Genomic DNA, 17479 nt, shown 5'->3' on the forward strand with positions numbered 1-17479 from the left:
CGGATTGACTTTCCCTCCAGCGGAAGGGGGCAGCTTAAGGGTAACCGAACGGGACCGATCATGAATAGAGCGCCGGAGCGTATCGTGAAGGATTGCAACAGCGGCCGCCTCATCCACCATCCGGATTTCCCGTCGCGCCACATCGCGCCCCGCCATGTGGATGTGTGGTGTCCGCCGGCCGCCGCCGCGGACTCGGCGCTGCGTTATCCCGTCATTTACATGCACGACGGGCAAAATCTATTCGATCCGGCCTGGTCGTTCATCGGCGTGGATTGGGGCGTGATCGAAGCCATGACCGGCCTGATGCAAACCAGCGGACATCCGGGCGCTATCGTTGTGGGCATCTGGAACAGCCCCCAGCGCTGGCGGGATTATATGCCGGCCAAGCCCTTGTACTTGCCTGAAGGCCGAGAACTATTGGCGGCTTTCAGCGAGCAAGCCGGCGGGGAACCGCTGTCGGACGGCTACCTCCGCTTCATCGTCGCGGAGCTCAAACCGTTTATCGATGCAACCTATCCGACCCTGGCGGACCGCTCCAGCACCTTCCTGATGGGGTCCAGCATGGGAGCCCTGATTTCGCTGTACGCGCTCGCTGAATGGCCCGATCTGTTCGGCGGAGCGGGCTGCCTGTCGACTCACTGGCCGATTGGCGAGCAAGTATTGCCAGAATATTTCGCCATATCCTTACCAAAACCGAGTATTTATAAGTTATATTTTGACTACGGAACAGAAGATTTAGATAGAAATTATGAGGATTTTCAGATACAGATGGATCGATTTTTACAAAAAATGGGCTATCAGAGGGGGCGGGACTGGCTCACATTGAAATTTCGGGGCGCCGAGCATTCCGAGCGGGCTTGGCGTGCGCGCCTACAGATTCCGTTGGCGTTCCTCCTGGGTATCGAGAGCGTGTGGCTCGATGAAGCGCGGGAGCGTCACTGCTGAGAGGCTGCTTGGGAAAAGTCCTCGTTACTCTTAAAGGTATGAGCGATGTTTAGGCAAGGTAATCATGCGGAACTATCCAGCGCCTTGGACGCCATTGGGTCGAGCTTGGCTATTTTTGAACTCCAAGGCGGAACAAGTCATTTCAGATTTGTCAGCGCCAACGCCCTCTATGAAGAAATCATTGAAAGGCCGGTTTCTGAATGTATTGGCAAGACCCTGATTGAAATTTTACCGCGCTATGTGGAAAAACAGCTCAAAGCTTTTTTTCGGAATTGCCTGAACGAACAGATTTCCCAAGAAAGTGAAATGGTCATCGAAAGAGATGGCGTTACCCGCTGGTGGCGCATAATCGCTTCGCCGGTTTTTTCAATGGGTGATGAGCACAAGCGGGTGATCAATACGTGCATTGAAATCACCGACAAAAAACTGTTGGAACGACAGCTCAATATTACCAGACAGCGTTTTCAGGCCGTCATCGAAAATGCGTATGATGGCATCATCACCATCGATGAAAAACACACCATCAAATTGATGAACGAAGCCGCGCGAGATATTTTCGGGGTGAGCGAAACGGACGTGCTCGGCAGCAATCTCAGTCGTTTCATCCCTTTGCGATATCGGACCAAGCACTCTGAATATGTCGCCTCGTTTCGCGGTTCCGCAGTGGACGCCCGGCCGATGCATTCGAGAGTCGCGGTGACCGGGCTGCGGGCTGACGGCAGTGAAGTCCCGTTGGAAGTGGCGATTTCCAAGATCAGGGTCGGCGCTGACATCGAAATGACTGCGGTGCTGCGGGATATTTCGGAACGAGCCAGATTGATCGACGAACTGTCCAGAGCGGCCACTCAGGATGCCCTAACCGGGCTTTATAACAGACGGTTCACCACCGGAATTTTAAACAAGGAATTGGAGCGGTGCAGACGGTTCAAGCGCAACTTGGGAATTGCGATGATCGATTTGGATGACTTCAAAAAGATCAATGACACGTATGGCCATGTCTATGGGGATGCCGTTCTTAAAATGATAGCGGAAATACTGTCAAAAAATGTTCGAGAAATTGATACATCCTGTCGCTGGGGAGGCGAGGAATTCATCGTGCTTCTGCCAGAAGCCAATTTTGAAATGGCCGCCGCATGGGCAGAGCGCGTCCGTAAAATCATCGCCTCCACCCATGTTAAAAGCCACGACGAGCAGGCCATCCACGTTACTGCCAGCTTCGGAGTAGCCGCCACTAACGGGGAAGAGCCAACGCTGGAAAGTCTGATGCAAAAAGTCGATAAGGCCCTTTATAGTGCAAAAGAAAATGGTAAAAATTGCGTTTGTGGGCTTTAATAATCACTCATCACACGTCCCCTTGTTATCAAAATGATCGGGTTGATTGCTCCAACCGATTTGGCCTTTTTTATTGCCGATCTTTACCCACCAAATCGACGTTGGCCTACGAATAATTTTCAGGTTGCTCATGCCCTCAAAATTTCTCACTCTTTTTCCTCTATACCAAATCTTATAAATATCTTTTCCCAGCGGCGTCAACAAATAAACAGTTTCATCTTTTTTTGCCGGCTCGTCGTTCAGAGTCATGGCTTTCAGCAATTTTGCTTCGCCCGCTTCATCAGTAATAACCACGCCTGTCAAGCCGTTGACTGTGTCATACTTTTTAGCTGTAAACACAACGGGCGCGTTTTCCGTCCGCGCGGTTCTGATCGGTGTATCTTTCTTAACAGTCCATTCCCGATAGCGACAGCATTCGAAAGGGCAGACGCCGTGATCTTCAAAATTCGTGGGATGAAACATATAAGGCCTTGCCGAAGGCGCGCATGAAGCCAGCAGGGCGGCTGAAGTAAGCCAGTATTTGAACTGTTTCATGACCGCCTCTTGAGAGCATGAAACCAGCAACGACGCTCGGCAAGTAGCTTCGATCCTGGTACTTTTGCGCCGGTCCGAATGAGCGTGCTCGAATCACTTTAGGGCAGCTTTTTACGCACGGGTTCCGCACAGGAGCGATCGCGCGTGGGATTGTTCGCAATCGCGGCGCCAATTTCCCAGGCCGCGATCCCACCCGGTATCCGATGAAACAATGGATGGGTTTCTGGCAGCTCGACGGACCACAGGCTGGCCAGCCAATCGGGAGCTCTCAATGTCAGCTTGGCTCGCAAGTGATTCCATTCGTGCTCGATTTGTCCAAGGCTGGCTGGAATCGACTCCCATTCACCCGGTGGGCCGATCTTGTGACGGTTGAAATGATAGCCACGGCGACTGGCTTCATCGCAAATGACTGTCAGGTACTGAGCGATTTGCCGAGTCGGCGCCGCGCATTCGCGAAAGCGCGCCAGTTGCGGATGACGTTGATAGCCTTTGGTTTGCTGGCGTAACACGGCTTGCGCGAGCAGAGCTTCGCGCCAGAGGGCTAGCAGGCCTTTTGTGTCGAGGTATTTTGGATGCAGCGTCCACAAACGCATGACTTTTAGACCGACGACCCGACAGGGTAGGATGTTCGGGATTCAAGCGATTCATAACCTGCCGCCGTTGGTTTAGGATAAGGGCATTGCCGTTTGCTCGGTTGTGGCGACCGAGGCCGCAGTTGAAGGTTGGATGTCAGGAGGGAAACCATGCTCGGCATTATTCCATTTTCTAGCCAATACGCTAACGGTGTTGTCGAGGTCATTCTTCCGATTCAGCAATCTGAGTTCGATATCCCCATCACGCTTGCGGCGCAACCCGATTTGCAAGACATTCCCGGTTTCTACCAGCAGGGTAAGGGCAATTTCTGGATCGCCTTGGATGGTCAGGACGTGGTGGGCACGGTCGCCTTGCTCGATATCGGCAACAATCAGGCCGCCTTGCGCAAGATGTTCGTCAAGGCTACGCATCGCGGTCGGCAGCAGGCTGTTGCCAAACAGTTGCTCGATACGCTCTTGACATGGTGTCACACGCAGGGAGTTCTGGAAGTCTACCTCGGTACGACGGCGAAGTTTCTAGCCGCCCATCGATTTTATGAGAAGAATGGCTTTGGCGAGATCATGCGCGATGCGCTACCGACGAACTTTCCGGTGATGGCGGTCGATAGCCGATTCTATCGTCGGAGTCTGTAAGGCGGTCAGATTGCTACCAAATCTGCTGAGGTAAGTCTGCTGAGCCGAGACATCGGCCCCCGATGGAGCAAACAGTCAGGCCGGATGTAGTGTATCCATGCCAAGCCTGTGGTAAGACCCTTTCCACTCGTACCCCTTCATTTCAACTCACTATCCAAAAAAGCCATCCGAGTTTGTCCGAATTGTTAGCAATCCGGCAAGTTTCCGCTCTAGGCTACACTAACGCGCCAGTCGCCTACCGATCTCGTTGATAACAGATTCCACTCATGCCCTTAATCAGCTTCGATAATCTCTCCATCGCCTTCGGCGCGGAAAAACTGCTGGATTGCGCCAGCTTTCAGTTGGATGCGGGCGAGCGGGTCTGCCTGATCGGGCGCAACGGCGCGGGCAAGACCACCTTGTTGCGGCTGCTGGCGGGCGAAATCCACGCGGATGGCGGTGAGATCTGGCGGCAGCCGGGTTTGCGCATCGCCACGTTGGCGCAGGAGTTGCCCGCCGATACCACCGCCACGGTGTTTGATATGGTCGCCGGTGGCTTGGAAGGGCTGGGCGATTTACTGGCCGATTACCACGACGCGGCGCTGCGCCTGACCCACGACCACGCACCGGAGCAGATGCGCCGGATGGAACGCTTGCAGCACGAACTGGAAGCGCGTGACGGCTGGCGCTGGCAGCAGCGGGTCGAAACCGTCATCAGCCGCCTGCAACTGCCGGCGGATACGCCGCTGGCGGAACTGTCGGGCGGGTGGCGGCGGCGGGTGCTATTAGGGCGGGCGCTGGTGCGCGAACCCGATATCCTGTTGCTGGACGAGCCGACCAATCATCTCGACTTGGAAACTATCCAGTGGCTGGAAACCGAATTGCTGGAATTTCGCGGCGGGCTGCTGTTCGTCACCCACGACCGCGCCTTACTGCAACGGCTGGCGACCCGCTTGCTGGAGTTGGATCGCGGCGCGCTGACTTCCTGGCCGGGCGATTATGCCGCCTTTGTCGAGAAAAAAGCCGCGCTTCTGGAAGTGGAAGCCCGCCACCAGGCTAAATTTGACAAGAACTTGGCGCAGGAAGAAGTCTGGATTCGGCAGGGCATCAAGGCGCGACGCACCCGCAACGAAGGTCGGGTGCGGGCGCTGTACGCCCTGCGCGAAGAACGCCGCCAGCGCCGCGAGCAACAGGGCAAGGCCAGCTTTGCGCTAGAGCAGGCGGAGCTGTCCGGCAAGTTGGTGATCGAGGCGCAACATCTCCAGTACGCCTGGCGGGACGAACCGCTGCTCCGCGACTTCTCGACTCGCATCCTGCGCGGCGAGCGCATCGGCCTGATCGGCCCCAACGGCTCCGGTAAGACCACGCTGTTGAATCTGCTGCTCGGTCGCCTGTCGCCAGATCGCGGCCAGGTACGGCACGGCACCAAACTGGAAATCGCCTATTTCGATCAACTACGCGAACATCTCGACCCGGAGCAGACCGTGCTGGATAGCGTTGCGGGCGGACGGGAGACGATTGAGGTTAACGGCCAGCGGCGGCATATCATCGGCTATCTCGGTGATTTTCTGTTCACTGCGCAACGGGTGCGCTCGCCGGTCAAATCACTGTCCGGCGGCGAGCGTAACCGGCTGTTGCTGGCGCGCTTGTTCACCCAACCGGCCAACTTGCTGGTGATGGACGAGCCGACTAACGATCTTGATCTGGAAACGCTGGAATTGCTGGAAGAACTGCTGCTGGAGTACACCGGTACGCTGCTGTTGGTCAGCCACGACCGGGCATTTCTGGATAACGTGGTGACCAGTTGTCTGGTGTTTGAAGCCAACGGCCGGATTCAGGAATACGTCGGCGGTTACAGCGACTGGCTGCGCCAGCGCGCCTCACCGGAACCCCCGCCCGTTGTGAAACCAAAACCTGTTCCTGCACCATCGTCCAAACCCTCGAAACCGACGGCGGCGGGCAAATTGAGCTACAACGAGCGGCGTGAATTGGAGCAATTGCCCGCTCGCATTGAGGAACTGGAACAGCGCCAGCAGGAATTGCACGCCCTGACCGCCGATCCCGCTTTTTATAGACAGGATGCGGCTGTGGTGGCGCAGCAGTTGGAAGCATTAAAAAAACTGGAAGCGGAATTAGAAACGAGTTATGCGCGGTGGGAAGTATTGGAAGGGCGGGGTGGGGTTTGAGATCAAATAGGAGAAATGGTAATGGGATTGATTGATGAAGCGATGCAAAATTCTAAATGCATCATTAGCGTTATCGGGAGTCATGCTGGAGAAGGCATAAACAATATTCTGGATAGAAAGAAAGCTGATATTCAAAAAATAGGTAAAACATTTTGGATTGTTAAATCAAGCACAATATCGCCTTCAGAAGTTCAAGGTATTTGTAATGCAACCCCGATATATACACTATTTATCGGACCAGCGAGCAAAGGAGGCGCTAAAGATACCAAGAATGAAACGGTAGCTAAATCCTATTCAGAAGATTATAGGATATGGCATCCACTTCCAGAACATCTAACACCGGTTACCGGCAAATTGGATTCACAAACAACTGCTCTTGTTTTTGACAGAATTGAAACCGGTTTTGATGAAATGATTAATTTATGGGATTACAGTGAGCAAGACGATCAACCACTGAAATTAAGTCTTGGTCGCTCCACGACTCATGCTATACAGAAAGATCCCAAAAATCATCCTGATCGGATGAAATCACCTCATCGTAAATTAATTGCTATAGCGCGATTGGTGAAGCCTTATGCTGTGTGGGTTGATTCAAAGTTAAAATTTGGTGTGGACTAGCGGTGTATTTCATCAGGTGGTGTTTCTGCTGGTTCAGCGGGTTCATGACCTAGATTGACGCCAACGCTTGCCCCCATCCCAACCCCCATCCCAGTGCCCATTCCACCCTCCATACCACCCCCTTTGCCACCGCCACCCCCCGCTCGATTCGCGCCGCCTGCACCGCTGTCACCGCCTCGGCCGCCGCTGGCGCTCGGCCGCAATGGCCCCTGGCTGGGGATAATCAGGCTGGGAGGAATCGGCGCTAGATCGAGCGCCTGGCGGGTGAAATTGCGCAACGACACCACTAACTCAGCTAGCTCGACTTTACGACCAGCCACCATTTCGGTCGCGGCGTGCGCGGCCAGCCGAACTTGTTCGTCCGTGCCCAGCAGGATGACATCCGATAAGGCTGCTTCGACCGCATCGCGGATGCGGCGGCGACGTTCGGAACCCACGTAAGGCTGGCCGTCACCGCTCGCGCGCGTTGATTCGCTGCCGTCTTCAGCCACATCAGCCGCCATTTCCATCTGACGCAGTTGCCGCAAGTGGCTGGGATCGACCGACAGTTCGCCGGTGAATGACCCGCCCAACGTCTTGTAAGCAGCGATGAGGGTGCGCAGGCGTTCGTTGATCTGGCGGTTTTCGCGCTCGCGCCGCCGCTGGATGGTTTGCATGAAAATCAAACGAATACCGACCGCAATCAGCGTCACCACGATCAGCCCAAACAGGGTAGACGCTAGGGTGTTCCAGGAACTGAAGTCGAGAGCGCCGCGCATGGGAAGGCGTTATATCCTATTGTTATTATGGAAAATCCTATGGGCTGGGATCATTGCGGTCCGGACGGTAGCTGAACGTGGTTTGTTCGAGGCCACGATTACCACAGAGTTCGCACGGGGTAGGCTTGAATGTGGCTATCCGGGGTCAGCAGAGTCAAACTGTCGGCAATGGCTTGACAAATCAACATCCGATCAAAGGGGTCTTGATGATGCTTGGGTAACCGCCGTAATTCGAGGACGGCGGCTTCATGGAGTTCCAGCGAGAGGATGTCATGCTTGTCGCGCTCGGTCGGAACATAAATATGGGGTGGTTCTGCTAGGGGTAGCCGTCCCAAACCATGTTTGATTGCGATTTCCCAGACAGAGATCACACTGAGATAAAGCGTATGCGATGAATCAGTGATGAAGGCTTGGGCGTTAGCTGACAATTGCTTGGGATCGCGTACGATCCAGAGAAAGACGCAGGTATCGAGCAGGATGTTCATTCAGTTTCGCCAGTGAAGGCGGCCAGGAATTCTGCGGGCAAGGGATCGAAGAACTCAGGCGGTAGTTCGGTACCGCAATCCGCCGCCAGACCTAGAGGGCGTGGTCGGGTACGCGGCTTAGGTAGCGGGCGAATTTCAGCGATGGGAATGTTGCGTTTACATAACAGGATGGTTTCGCCTTGCTCCAGGGCAGGCAGATAACGAGACAAGTGGGTTTTGGCTTCGTGGATGTTGAGCTTGATCATGGGCTGATATATGGTCCATAACTTAGTTTAGTGTAGTATGATATTGTTTTTATGTAATTTGCAAGTTTTGAGGATCAGTTTTTAGAACCTCAGTGATATGGGTGATGATTCATCCGCCCCGCCTCTTGTTCACCTGAAGAACTCGGAGTAAATGATTGTGAAGAATGATTCTATCGTTGATGAAGTTCGGAATAATGGTTTGGCGCTCATTGCACAATGTAATAATGATATTGAAGCTATTTTCAAAGCTCTCAAGGCGAGGGAGAGAATATCAGAACGCAGGGTTGTCAATCGTGAGCCGCGCCGATTGCCGCCAAACAGCCATGCAGAGAAAATTGAGCCACAAAGCGCATCAATCGTTTAGTGTGTGATGGGTTTCTTTGAGGTGTAACCATGCAATGCGTCATCAATTCATCGGGCGAGCGAGTTTCAGTGATTTTGCCTATTGCTGAATATTAGACTTTACTAAGCCAATCTTCTGGAAACAAAACCGCCTACCTACTGCGTGAGCCAAACGGAAGTATGCTACTAAAACGCATTGAGGATATTTTTTAAGACTGTAATTATATTTAATGGTTATATTAATCTAGGGAGTAGGTGTTTGAATATCTTTTTGGATGAGTCAGGATCATTTGTCAGTGCATCCAAACCTGACTCTTGGAATTCAATTGCCGCTTATATGAGTCCAGAATGTGATAGACGATACATAGAGAAAATTTTGGCAGGCATAAGGAGATCAGTTGGCAACATCATGACTGCCGAGATAAAGCTCAAGCACCTAAATGAATTACAGTATTTTAAATTTCTTAAGCAGCTTGCTAGTTTAAATGGGGTTGTTTTCGCGGTTGCTACTGATGCAGGGATGAATCTACCTAATGACATTTTAGAGCATCAGAAAATTCAGGCTGAAAAAATAATAAAACATAAAGAAAAGATGTTGCATCAAACAGCTCGTGAAGGACTTCAGGCTCTTTCTGATCAGTTGAATACTCTTGCGCCTCAACTATACGTTCAGCTTCATTGTCAGATTAACTTGATGGCGACTATCATTAATAATGGTGTACTTTATTTTGTTCAAAGACATCCTCGAAGTCTTGGTTATTTTCGTTGGAAAATTGACCAAAAAAATTCAACTCGAACAGAGTATGAGAAAGCCTTTGTGTCGCTTACTCCAGCTTTGTTGCAATCAATTTCTCTTAGAAAACCAATGTTAATGTTAGAAGGGTGTGATTACTCTGCATTTAGTCGGTTCGATTACAGTGCAGAGGAAAAGCCCACATATCTGCGTGATACCTATGGTGTCGAAATTAATGATGATGCGGCAACAAACATAGGTATGTTAATTCGAGAAAATCTCAAGTTCGTTGATTCCTTGAATAGCCATGGGGTACAGATCGCAGACCTTTTGGCATCAGGTATACGTCGATGCCTACGACAAGAGTTTGGCGATAATGAAGGTGCGGCTGAGTTGTTAGGTAAGCTTATGGTTCAAAACTATCGAGATCACCCACCTATACAATTTTTAGGATTCTCTAAATTAGAGCATAAGGTAGATACTGGGACAGCACGACTGTCCAGAATTATGGAAAACAATAGTCGTCCCATGCTTATAAGTTAGTTATCGGAACCAAAAAATCTAACTTCTCAGTCTCCTCTCCACCCTCCGCAAACTCTTAAACGCCAACGCCCGAATCGCGCCATCTTCACTCTTATTCGTCAAAATCCCTTCCAACGCACTTTTAGCGGCATCGCCGCCCAGGCGACCTAATGCCGCAATCGCGCTGGAGCGGGCCGCGTTGCCCACCGTGGTAGCGCGATGGATCAAGGCGGCGGCGTCCTGCTGTTCCAGGACAATCGGCAGCACGGTTTGCCGCTGTTCAGCGGTCGTTAGCCAACGACTATCCGTATTCGGCAACGCCGCCCGCAACACCGGCCGCAACGCCGCGCCGTCCACGCTGGCCGATTTTTCCAGCACCGGCAATGCCGCCTGACTGTTAAGCCGCGCCAATGCCGCGCTGGCCGCCGCCCGCACGTCGGGATCGACATCGGCCAACAACGGCAGCAACAACGCCTGATCGCTGGCGTCGCCGCAGTCGGCCAAACCGCGCAAGGCTTCACAGCACACCGCGTTGGGAATCTGCCCATCAGCCAGCGCCGCGCGCAGCGCGGGAGCCGCTTTCAACTGCAACTGCCGCGCCGCCCACAAACCGGCCTGCCACGCTTGTGCCTCGCTTGCGGCCTGTTCGCGCCAGTGATTTTGCTCCGCCTGCCGCCAGCCGTCGGCGGTGCGTTGCAAAGCGGTCTGCACCGCATCGGCTAATTCCGCTGCGCCGCTGTTGCCCGCCAACCAAGCCGCTTCCGCCCGCGTCGCCGCCGAATCGCTGCCTAGCAGCGTCCGCAGCGCATCGGTCGAGAAATGCTGCCGACGGATCAAACCGCGCCGCAGCCGTTGCCGCACCTGCTGATCCTTCACTACCCCCAGCCGCTGGGTCAGGGTGTCGGGATCGCCCTGCCGCGCCAGGAAGCGGGCGGCGGGGCGGCTGATTTCGGCATGTTCGCTGTTCAACGCCAGCAGATTGACCTGGGTGGCATCGTGCGGATACAGCTTTTGCAAGGAATCCAGCCCGGCCTTGCGCAATCCGGCATCGCGTTGATGCAGCAGGGTTTCCAGCACCGGTTCCGAGGCGGTCGCACCCAGTTCGCCCAGTTCGGCGGCGGCCCGCTGCCGGGCGTTGTTATCCTCATACGGATCGCTGGTCAGGCGCTCCAACAGGGCGCGGCTGCGCTCATCGCCAATCCGCCGCAAACCGCGCAGCGTGCGCCAGCGCAAGTCGCCAGAACCTTCGCGCGCCAGCCGTTCCAGACTGTCGCGGAGGCGCTTTTGTTCGTCGGCATCAGCCAGACGTGGCAGCAGCGCGCCCAAGGCTTCAGCGGCGTCCGGGGCCAAGGCACGATCATCGGCGGGAATATCGGCACGCGGGTCAAGCAATGGTTCCAGATACTCCAGCGCGCGCCGGTCGCCCAATTCGCCCAGCGCGGCGATGGCCCGTTTCCGCTCCGGTTCCAATCCGGCTGTGAAGGCCAGCAACAAAGGTTGGAAGGCTTCCGGCCGTTGCTGGCGGGCCAGCCCTTCAGCAGCAGCCAGCAACAGTTCGCGCCGACCTCCGGCCAGCGCCCGCGTCAGCGGCTCCAGACTTGCGCCGGGCACGCCGATGACGATGCGTTGCGCCAGTTGCGCACACGCCTGGGCGCGAATCGCTTCGTTGCGGTCGTCCAGCAAGCGCACCAGCAGGGTTTCGGCGGGCTTGGCGTCCAGCAGCGCCAGCACGTCGATGACGCGGGCGCGAATCGCCGGGTTGTCGTGATCGAGCAGCGGCGGCAGGGCTTGCAGCGCCGGGGCTTCCTGATAATTCGGATAGCGTTTGCCATCGGCGCGCTTTTGCTCCGGTTGCGCCGGATCGCGCAGCAGTTGCAGCAGGATGTCCAGCATCAGCCCATGCTGGGCGGCGTGTTCCTTGTCGAGCAGGCCGCGACCCAGCAAGGGCAGGGCGGCGAGATGGCCGATGCGGCCCAGCGCACGCAGCAGCGCCGAACGGTCGGCGGTTTTATCGGGATCATCATCCAGCCGGGCAATGATCGCATTCGCGGCTTGCTCCGCCGTTTGCGGGTTGGGCCGGGCGTGGGTTAGCGTCACCAACGCTTCCAGGGCGCGATTGGCGATGCGGGGTTCGGCGCGTAAGGCGCTCGCCAGCACCTCCAGCGCCAACGCTTCGCCACGCTGGGCCAAACCGACGGCGGCGCGCAGCCGCAATTCCTCGTGCTCGCTTTCCAGAGCGCGGGTCAGCGCCGCCGCCACCCGTGGATCGCGCTCATCCAACAGCCGATCCACCACCGTCAGGCGCAAGTCGTCGAAGCGGCTGTTGAGCGCCAGCAGCCACGGTTCCAGACTGCCCGCCGGATACAGCCGGGGCAGTTGCTCCAGCGCATGGCGGCGCACTTCGGCGCTGGCGGCGTTGACCGCGCCTTGCGCCAGTTCCCGCGCGCGGCTGTCGCCGTTACTGGCCGCGGCCAGCAGCTTGTCGAAAGCGGCGCGGCCGATGTCGGCGGCGTCGAGATTTAAAGCCAGCGCTAGCGGTTCCAGCGGCTGGGTGGGATGCAGTTCCAGCAGCGCATTCAACGCCGCCTGGCGCACCAGATGATGCGGGTCGCTCAAGGCTTGCCGCAGCACCGGCAACACCGCGTCGCGGCCGATGTCGGGTTGCTGGGCCAACGCGGCGAGGCGGGCGATGCAGTCGCGCCGCACCCGCTGATAGTCGTCCGGCCCCTTGGCGACCGGCGCTTGCCGGATCAACCCGGCATAGGTGCCAAACGCCAGCCGCCATAGTTCGGCGGCGCTGGCCTGGCCGTCCTTGGGTGGGCGACGACCGCCACCCGCGAAACGCAACACGGTCAATAACCGCTGGGTCGCCGAACCCGCCTCCGACTTTTGCGGACGACCGAACAGGCCGCGAATCCAGCCGGTCTTGCGTTCCAGTCGGGTTTCAGTTTCCGGCGCGGTCGGCGGCGGGGCGGCGTCAGTAGCGATGTCGGCCAACCGTTTGGCCTCGCGCCAGAAACTTTCCGGCTGCGGGCGCAAGCCGAGAATCTGGGCGGCGGCGTAACGGCGGGCTGGGGAATCACTGGACAGGGCGTTGACCACGGCGTTCAACAGTCGCGGGCGCTGGCCGGCGTCCGGCCAGTTGCGCATGTCGCTGGCTTTTTCCGGCTGGCGCGGGCCGATCAAATCCAAGCCCCATTGCCCCAAATCCTCATCGCGCAACCGCGCTTCCAGCACGCGGGCGGCGGCGTAGCGGATTTCCGGCGAACTGGCGCTTAAAGCGCTGACCAGCAAATCTGGCTCCAGGCGGGCGCGGGCCAGAGCGATATCGCGGGCGACGATCACGGCGAAGGTCAGTTCCTGCAACTCGCGCTCGCTGTCTTCCAAACCCTGCAACAACCCTTGTACGCCATCGCCACCGAGGGCGACGAAGCTGTACAACGCACCGCGCCGAATCGGCAGATGCTCGTGGCGTTGGGTTCCGGCCAGCACCGGCAAGGCGCGGGTATCGCCCAGTTTCGATAGACCGTCGGCGGCCCAACTGCGCACCGCCAGATCGGCATGGGCCAGCGCGTCCAGTAGCGGTTGCGGGTTGGCGCTCTGGCAGGCGGCGGCCAGCCCGCGCGCGCCGTGTTCGCGCACCAGCGGGTCGTCATCGTTGAGCAGCATGGTTAAAAACGGAATGCTGCTTGGGTCGCCGACATCGGCCAACGCGGCGGCGGCGCGCTGGCGTAACCCATCGCTGGGCCGGTCGCGCGAAGCGGGGGTGATGCTGAGCAGCGCTTGCATCGGCCCGACCGCGCGGGCGTCGCGGCGCTTGCCGCACAACTCGCCCGCCCGCACCCGCAGCAGGTAAAACGGACTGTCGAAAGCCAGCGCGAAAGCGTGGGCGTCGGTCGGCAATAATTTATCCATCGCTTCGATGGCGGCGATAAACTGGGCAACGTGCTCGACTTGCAGCAATTCGATCAGCCGACTGCGCAAGGTGTCGGCGGATGACGCTTCCAGCGCACCCTTGAGACCGGCCAGCCGCACGTCGGCGGCGGGCGAGTTGAGAGCGGCGAGGTGGTATCCGGGGCGCTTCTTGTCGGCGTCCTCCTTGGTCAGCGCCTCGTAAGCGGCTAGACCCACCTGGGCGGCGCTGTCGGCGACGCGGGCGATCAGCAATTCCTTGGCCCAAGCGCGGGACTGGCGCAGTTGCCGGGCCAGTTCCTCGACCGCCCAGCGGCGCACGTCGGCGTGGACGGACGCCACCGCCCGCCGCAGCGTGGTTTCCGGGCGCTTGCTGTGCCAGGCCCACAAGGTGCGCATCGCCTCGCGCCGGGCGTCCTCGGCTTCGTCGTCGAGTGCCTGACCGAGCAGGGCGTCGATCCGATTCGCCAATTCGGCGGGGGCGGTCGTACCGTGCTTGACCAGCAATTGCAGGGCGCGGGCGCGGATGTCGCCTGATGGGGTGCGCAGGGCTAATTCAGCGAGATCGATGTCGCCCGCCGGGCCTTCCGGTTCAGCGAGTTTCAGCAGGCCGTCGAAGGCTTCGGCGCGGACTTGGGCGTCTTCGTCGTTCAACAGCCATTGCAGGCGCGCGCGCAAGCGCGGATCGCCCGCTAGATTGCTGATCGCGGGAGCAATAAAGCGCGTGATTTGCCGACGCATGGCGGGGTTCGGCTCGCGGCTCAACTGCAACAGCGCGCCGCTGGCCCGCTCGTCGCCCAGCCAGCTCAAACACAAGGCGGCTTGCAAGGCCATGTCCGGCTGGCGGCAAGCCAATGCGGTGAACAGCGGTTCCAGAGGCTGTTCGCTCGCGGTGGCGGCGCTGGCGTCCTCAGCGACGCCTTGCGCCTTGAAGTCATCCAAAATTTTACTGATGTCGCTGCCCTCGCCGCGCAATCGCGCAGCCAGCACCGGATAGGCCATTACTCCGATCCAAAACGCGGCGCGGCGCACTTCGAATTGATCGTCGTTGAGCGCCTGATCGAGCAGGCGACGACCGTCCGGGGTCGCACCGAGCTGGCGCCGACCGAGCCGGATCAACACCGCGCGGCGGATGTCGGGCGAGCCGCGCTCGAAAGCGTTTCGCAGCGGCGCAACGCTGGCGGCGGGTTCCAGCGCCAGCAGGGCGTCGAGCGCCGCTTCCCGGACTTTTTCCTCGCCATCGTTCAGCCGCTCGTTGAGCCAGCGCGGAATCAGCGGCGACGCCTGCCGCCGTTCGGCCAATTGCTTGACTGCGTATAGCCGTAAATCGGCGTGGCGACTGCCGAGCGCCGCGTGCAGGGCAGCCAGCGGGTTGTCGGTCTCGATCTGCTCCAGCGCGGTCAAAGCGGCCTTGCGCGCGCCGGGATTGTCGTCGTTGAGCGCCTGCGCCAGCGCCGGACGGCTGCGGCGGCGTTGGGTCTTGCCCAGCCATTGCGCGGCCTCGATCCGCTGCGGCGGACGCGAATCCTGCGCCAGCACCCATTCCAAGCCTTCCCGTGCTTCGTCCTCGGCCAGTTGCGCCAGCGCGTCCAGCGTGGCGGATGAGGAACGGGTGGCTTTCACCTCATCCAGCAGCCGTTGCAGGCGCGAATCCCAGACTTCGGGATTGCCGGATGGATTGCCGTCCTGATTGATCGTGCTCAGCCAGAGTTGCCGCTGTTCGGTGACGGCGACCAGCGTTCCGCCGCGCTGTTCCGGCTTGGCTTGCGGTTGGGCCTCGACCAGCGCCAGCGCGCGGGGATCGCGGCCAATCGGCACGGTGCGCGGCTTGCGCCGTTGATCCAGCATCCAGATTTTCAGTTCGCCGTCCGCGCCCAGTGAGAACAGGCGGCGCGGCAGTGGTCGGTTCTGCTCGTCGGTCAGCGCCGCACTGAACAGCAGGGCGCGCACCGGCCCCTGATGGGCGGCGTCACCGCTGCGGTCTTCCTCGTCAATCGCGCCTTCCAGGAAGCAGACGCGGATGGAGCCGTCGCCGCACCCGGCCACGATGCGGCCATCGCCGGTGAAGGCGAGGGCTTCGATGCCGCGTTCGCCGCAGGGCATGACGCGGAGTTCGGCCTGGGCGAGATTCGCCAGCGGCAGCACGTAAATGGTGTTATCGGCCCCGGCGGCGGCCACGCTGGCGCTGGCGGCATCGACCGCCACGGCGCGCAAAGGCTGCTCGCTCAAGCGGCTCTGAGCGGTTTCGCGCAACTGGATTTTTTCACCTTCGGCAACGATTTCGTGCAGCTTCAGTATGCCGTCTTCACCGACGCTGACGGCCTGCTTGCCGAACGTCGCTAATCCGTGAATCGCCCCGGTGTGGGCGGCTTGCCGGGTGTTCGGTGCTTCGCCGTTGCCGTCGGTGCGCCATAGCGCCAGCGCACCGTCCGCCGTACCCGCCAGTAACAAGCCGTCCTCGCTGAAGGCCAGCGCGGTGGCGGCGGATTCTAGCGGGGCGCTGAAGCGAGCGTTGAGCTTGGGCAGTTGCAGCAGATGAACGCTGGATTGGGTGACGCCTGCGGCGTCGCGGCGACCGCCCACAGCCAGCAGTTTGCCGCTGGCGGCGACGGCCAACAGGCGTTCAATGTAGGGCGCGTATTGTTTGGCCACGGGCGGCTCCTTGCTGGATAGCTTTCAATTGAATTGGATAATGTTAAACAACCTAAATCAGCTAAGCAGGTTCATCATTTTCTGGACTGGGTTTTTTGAAACCATCATGGATATTTTCTTCTAATTGCTTGGCAAATGATTGGCCCCAAAGCCAGCGATCTTTATCGCGCAGGGATAAGTTTTTAGGAGTGCTTTCTATGACAGCGGCTCGATAGGCAATATAGCCATTCCATCGTTCCTCAAACTTTGTTTTGTTATCGAGGCCGTGGAAATTTTTCAAAACATCACATGCCCGAATATCATAAACAGTGAATTTTTCTGGATAAAGTACAGTCAAAATTGCCGACGCCATAGGCAGATAGAATTTCCAAACTTCTAAAAATACCCGCATTTTTTCTTTAGATGACTCTGCTTTAATGATTTGTTGCGTTAATGTGGTGACTGCATCATCAAGGCTGGAGTAACCTCGATCTAAAAATCTCTTGGCAATTTTTGATTTCGCTCTATTTGCTTTCCAGATAACGATGCAGAAAAAATCGAATGCACTTAATTGATTAGTGCGCTGAAAATTTGGAGAGACTTCATCAAATAAGTAATTCTCAAGATGATAGTATTTGCAATATCCTGTGGAAATCTGATTTTTTGATAAAAAAGAAAAAGCTGAATACTCTGCGCATTGTGAATAGTGGCCGGTTTCCAATATCTTGAATTGTGGATCAAGATATTTATCATATTCACCCTTTGTAGTGGGTCTACCAGCGAAAGCGCCTATTGCATATCCGGTCTCAAATAGATTGACTTCAGGGCATAGGCCATTGGCACAAAAGCTGCTATCTCCGCCAACGTGCCCAGCTCCTTCACCAATCGTTTCTATAATCGGTTCTTTGAGGCCAACCAAATCAGCCGCTTTTTCCAAAGGCCAATTATTCGCGCTCGCAATAGTATGCGCGCGTCGCTCACATCGATCTAATAACGGGCATCTTGCAGGTAGTGATAGTGTGTTCGAGATA

The 17479-nt window shown here is 57.3% G+C and carries 14 protein-coding genes; 7 read left to right on the top strand and 7 right to left on the bottom strand.

Annotation, left to right across the window (positions count from 1 at the left end; translation table 11 throughout):
- Positions 1–60: 60 nt before the first annotated feature.
- Both IPK09_02800 and IPK09_02805 read left to right on the top strand, forming a co-directional pair.
- Positions 61–945, top strand: a complete 885-nt coding sequence (locus IPK09_02800) for an alpha/beta hydrolase (protein MBK7982543.1) — start codon at positions 61–63, stop codon at positions 943–945.
- Between the two features lie 84 nt (positions 946–1029).
- On the top strand, positions 1030–2277 hold the full coding sequence (locus IPK09_02805) for a diguanylate cyclase (protein ID MBK7982544.1): 1248 nt from the start codon (positions 1030–1032) through the stop codon (positions 2275–2277).
- Between the two features lie 3 nt (positions 2278–2280).
- On the opposite strand, the gene IPK09_02810 is transcribed toward IPK09_02805, so the two are convergent.
- Positions 2281–2811, bottom strand: a complete 531-nt coding sequence (locus tag IPK09_02810) for a hypothetical protein (protein MBK7982545.1) — start codon at positions 2809–2811, stop codon at positions 2281–2283.
- Between the two features lie 98 nt (positions 2812–2909).
- The gene (locus IPK09_02815) at positions 2910–3404 is read right to left on the bottom strand and encodes a DNA lyase (GenBank protein ID MBK7982546.1); all 495 of its coding nucleotides are present in this window, start codon (positions 3402–3404) and stop codon (positions 2910–2912) included.
- Between the two features lie 150 nt (positions 3405–3554).
- Between IPK09_02815 and IPK09_02820 the strand changes: the two genes are divergently transcribed.
- From IPK09_02820 to IPK09_02830, 3 genes are all read left to right on the top strand, one after another.
- A complete protein-coding gene (locus tag IPK09_02820) occupies positions 3555–4037 on the top strand; it encodes a GNAT family N-acetyltransferase (protein ID MBK7982547.1) in 483 nt (160 codons plus the stop codon).
- Between the two features lie 266 nt (positions 4038–4303).
- Positions 4304–6202 carry an ATP-binding cassette domain-containing protein gene (locus tag IPK09_02825; protein ID MBK7982548.1) on the top strand — a complete coding sequence of 633 codons (1899 nt, stop codon included), beginning with the start codon at positions 4304–4306 and terminating at the stop codon, positions 6200–6202.
- Positions 6203–6223: 21 nt separating this feature from the next.
- A complete protein-coding gene (locus tag IPK09_02830; GenBank protein MBK7982549.1) occupies positions 6224–6820 on the top strand; it encodes a hypothetical protein in 597 nt (198 codons plus the stop codon).
- Here IPK09_02830 and IPK09_02835 read toward each other — a convergent pair.
- From IPK09_02835 to IPK09_02845, 3 genes are all read right to left on the bottom strand, one after another.
- On the bottom strand, positions 6817–7578 hold the full coding sequence (locus IPK09_02835) for a hypothetical protein (GenBank protein ID MBK7982550.1): 762 nt from the start codon (positions 7576–7578) through the stop codon (positions 6817–6819). The two genes, IPK09_02830 and IPK09_02835, sit on opposite strands and share 4 nt — an antisense overlap.
- A 98-nt stretch (positions 7579–7676) precedes the next feature.
- Complete coding sequence (locus IPK09_02840; protein ID MBK7982551.1) at positions 7677–8063, bottom strand: type II toxin-antitoxin system VapC family toxin; 387 nt, start codon at positions 8061–8063, stop codon at positions 7677–7679.
- The gene (locus IPK09_02845; protein MBK7982552.1) at positions 8060–8308 is read right to left on the bottom strand and encodes a type II toxin-antitoxin system Phd/YefM family antitoxin; all 249 of its coding nucleotides are present in this window, start codon (positions 8306–8308) and stop codon (positions 8060–8062) included. The genes IPK09_02840 and IPK09_02845 overlap by 4 nt, the downstream gene beginning before the upstream one ends.
- A gap of 157 nt (positions 8309–8465) precedes the next feature.
- Between IPK09_02845 and IPK09_02850 the strand changes: the two genes are divergently transcribed.
- Both IPK09_02850 and IPK09_02855 read left to right on the top strand, forming a co-directional pair.
- Positions 8466–8672 carry a hypothetical protein gene (locus IPK09_02850; GenBank protein MBK7982553.1) on the top strand — a complete coding sequence of 69 codons (207 nt, stop codon included), beginning with the start codon at positions 8466–8468 and terminating at the stop codon, positions 8670–8672.
- Between the two features lie 237 nt (positions 8673–8909).
- On the top strand, positions 8910–9926 hold the full coding sequence (locus IPK09_02855) for a DUF3800 domain-containing protein (GenBank protein ID MBK7982554.1): 1017 nt from the start codon (positions 8910–8912) through the stop codon (positions 9924–9926).
- Positions 9927–9944: 18 nt separating this feature from the next.
- On the opposite strand, the gene IPK09_02860 is transcribed toward IPK09_02855, so the two are convergent.
- Positions 9945–16469: a HEAT repeat domain-containing protein gene (locus IPK09_02860; protein MBK7982555.1), complete on the bottom strand. Its 6525-nt coding sequence runs from the start codon at positions 16467–16469 to the stop codon at positions 9945–9947.
- A 61-nt stretch (positions 16470–16530) separates the two neighbouring features.
- Complete coding sequence (locus IPK09_02865; GenBank protein MBK7982556.1) at positions 16531–17103, bottom strand: hypothetical protein; 573 nt, start codon at positions 17101–17103, stop codon at positions 16531–16533.
- Positions 17104–17479: the final 376 nt, after the last annotated feature.

This window comes from Candidatus Competibacteraceae bacterium, from assembly GCA_016713505.1.
Lineage (GTDB): Bacteria > Pseudomonadota > Gammaproteobacteria > Competibacterales > Competibacteraceae > Competibacter_A.

Excerpts from the sequence above, each read along its gene's own strand:
- IPK09_02800 (MBK7982543.1), top strand. The coding sequence starts at position 61 with ATGAATAGAGCGCCGGAGCGTATCGTGAAGGATTGCAACAGCGGCCGC.
- IPK09_02810 (MBK7982545.1), bottom strand. The coding sequence starts at position 2,811 with ATGAAACAGTTCAAATACTGGCTTACTTCAGCCGCCCTGCTGGCTTCA.
- IPK09_02815 (MBK7982546.1), bottom strand. The coding sequence starts at position 3,404 with ATGCGTTTGTGGACGCTGCATCCAAAATACCTCGACACAAAAGGCCTG.
- IPK09_02820 (MBK7982547.1), top strand. The coding sequence starts at position 3,555 with ATGCTCGGCATTATTCCATTTTCTAGCCAATACGCTAACGGTGTTGTC.
- IPK09_02825 (MBK7982548.1), top strand. The coding sequence starts at position 4,304 with ATGCCCTTAATCAGCTTCGATAATCTCTCCATCGCCTTCGGCGCGGAA.
- IPK09_02830 (MBK7982549.1), top strand. The coding sequence starts at position 6,224 with ATGGGATTGATTGATGAAGCGATGCAAAATTCTAAATGCATCATTAGC.
- IPK09_02835 (MBK7982550.1), bottom strand. The coding sequence starts at position 7,578 with ATGCGCGGCGCTCTCGACTTCAGTTCCTGGAACACCCTAGCGTCTACC.
- IPK09_02840 (MBK7982551.1), bottom strand. The coding sequence starts at position 8,063 with ATGAACATCCTGCTCGATACCTGCGTCTTTCTCTGGATCGTACGCGAT.
- IPK09_02845 (MBK7982552.1), bottom strand. The coding sequence starts at position 8,308 with ATGATCAAGCTCAACATCCACGAAGCCAAAACCCACTTGTCTCGTTAT.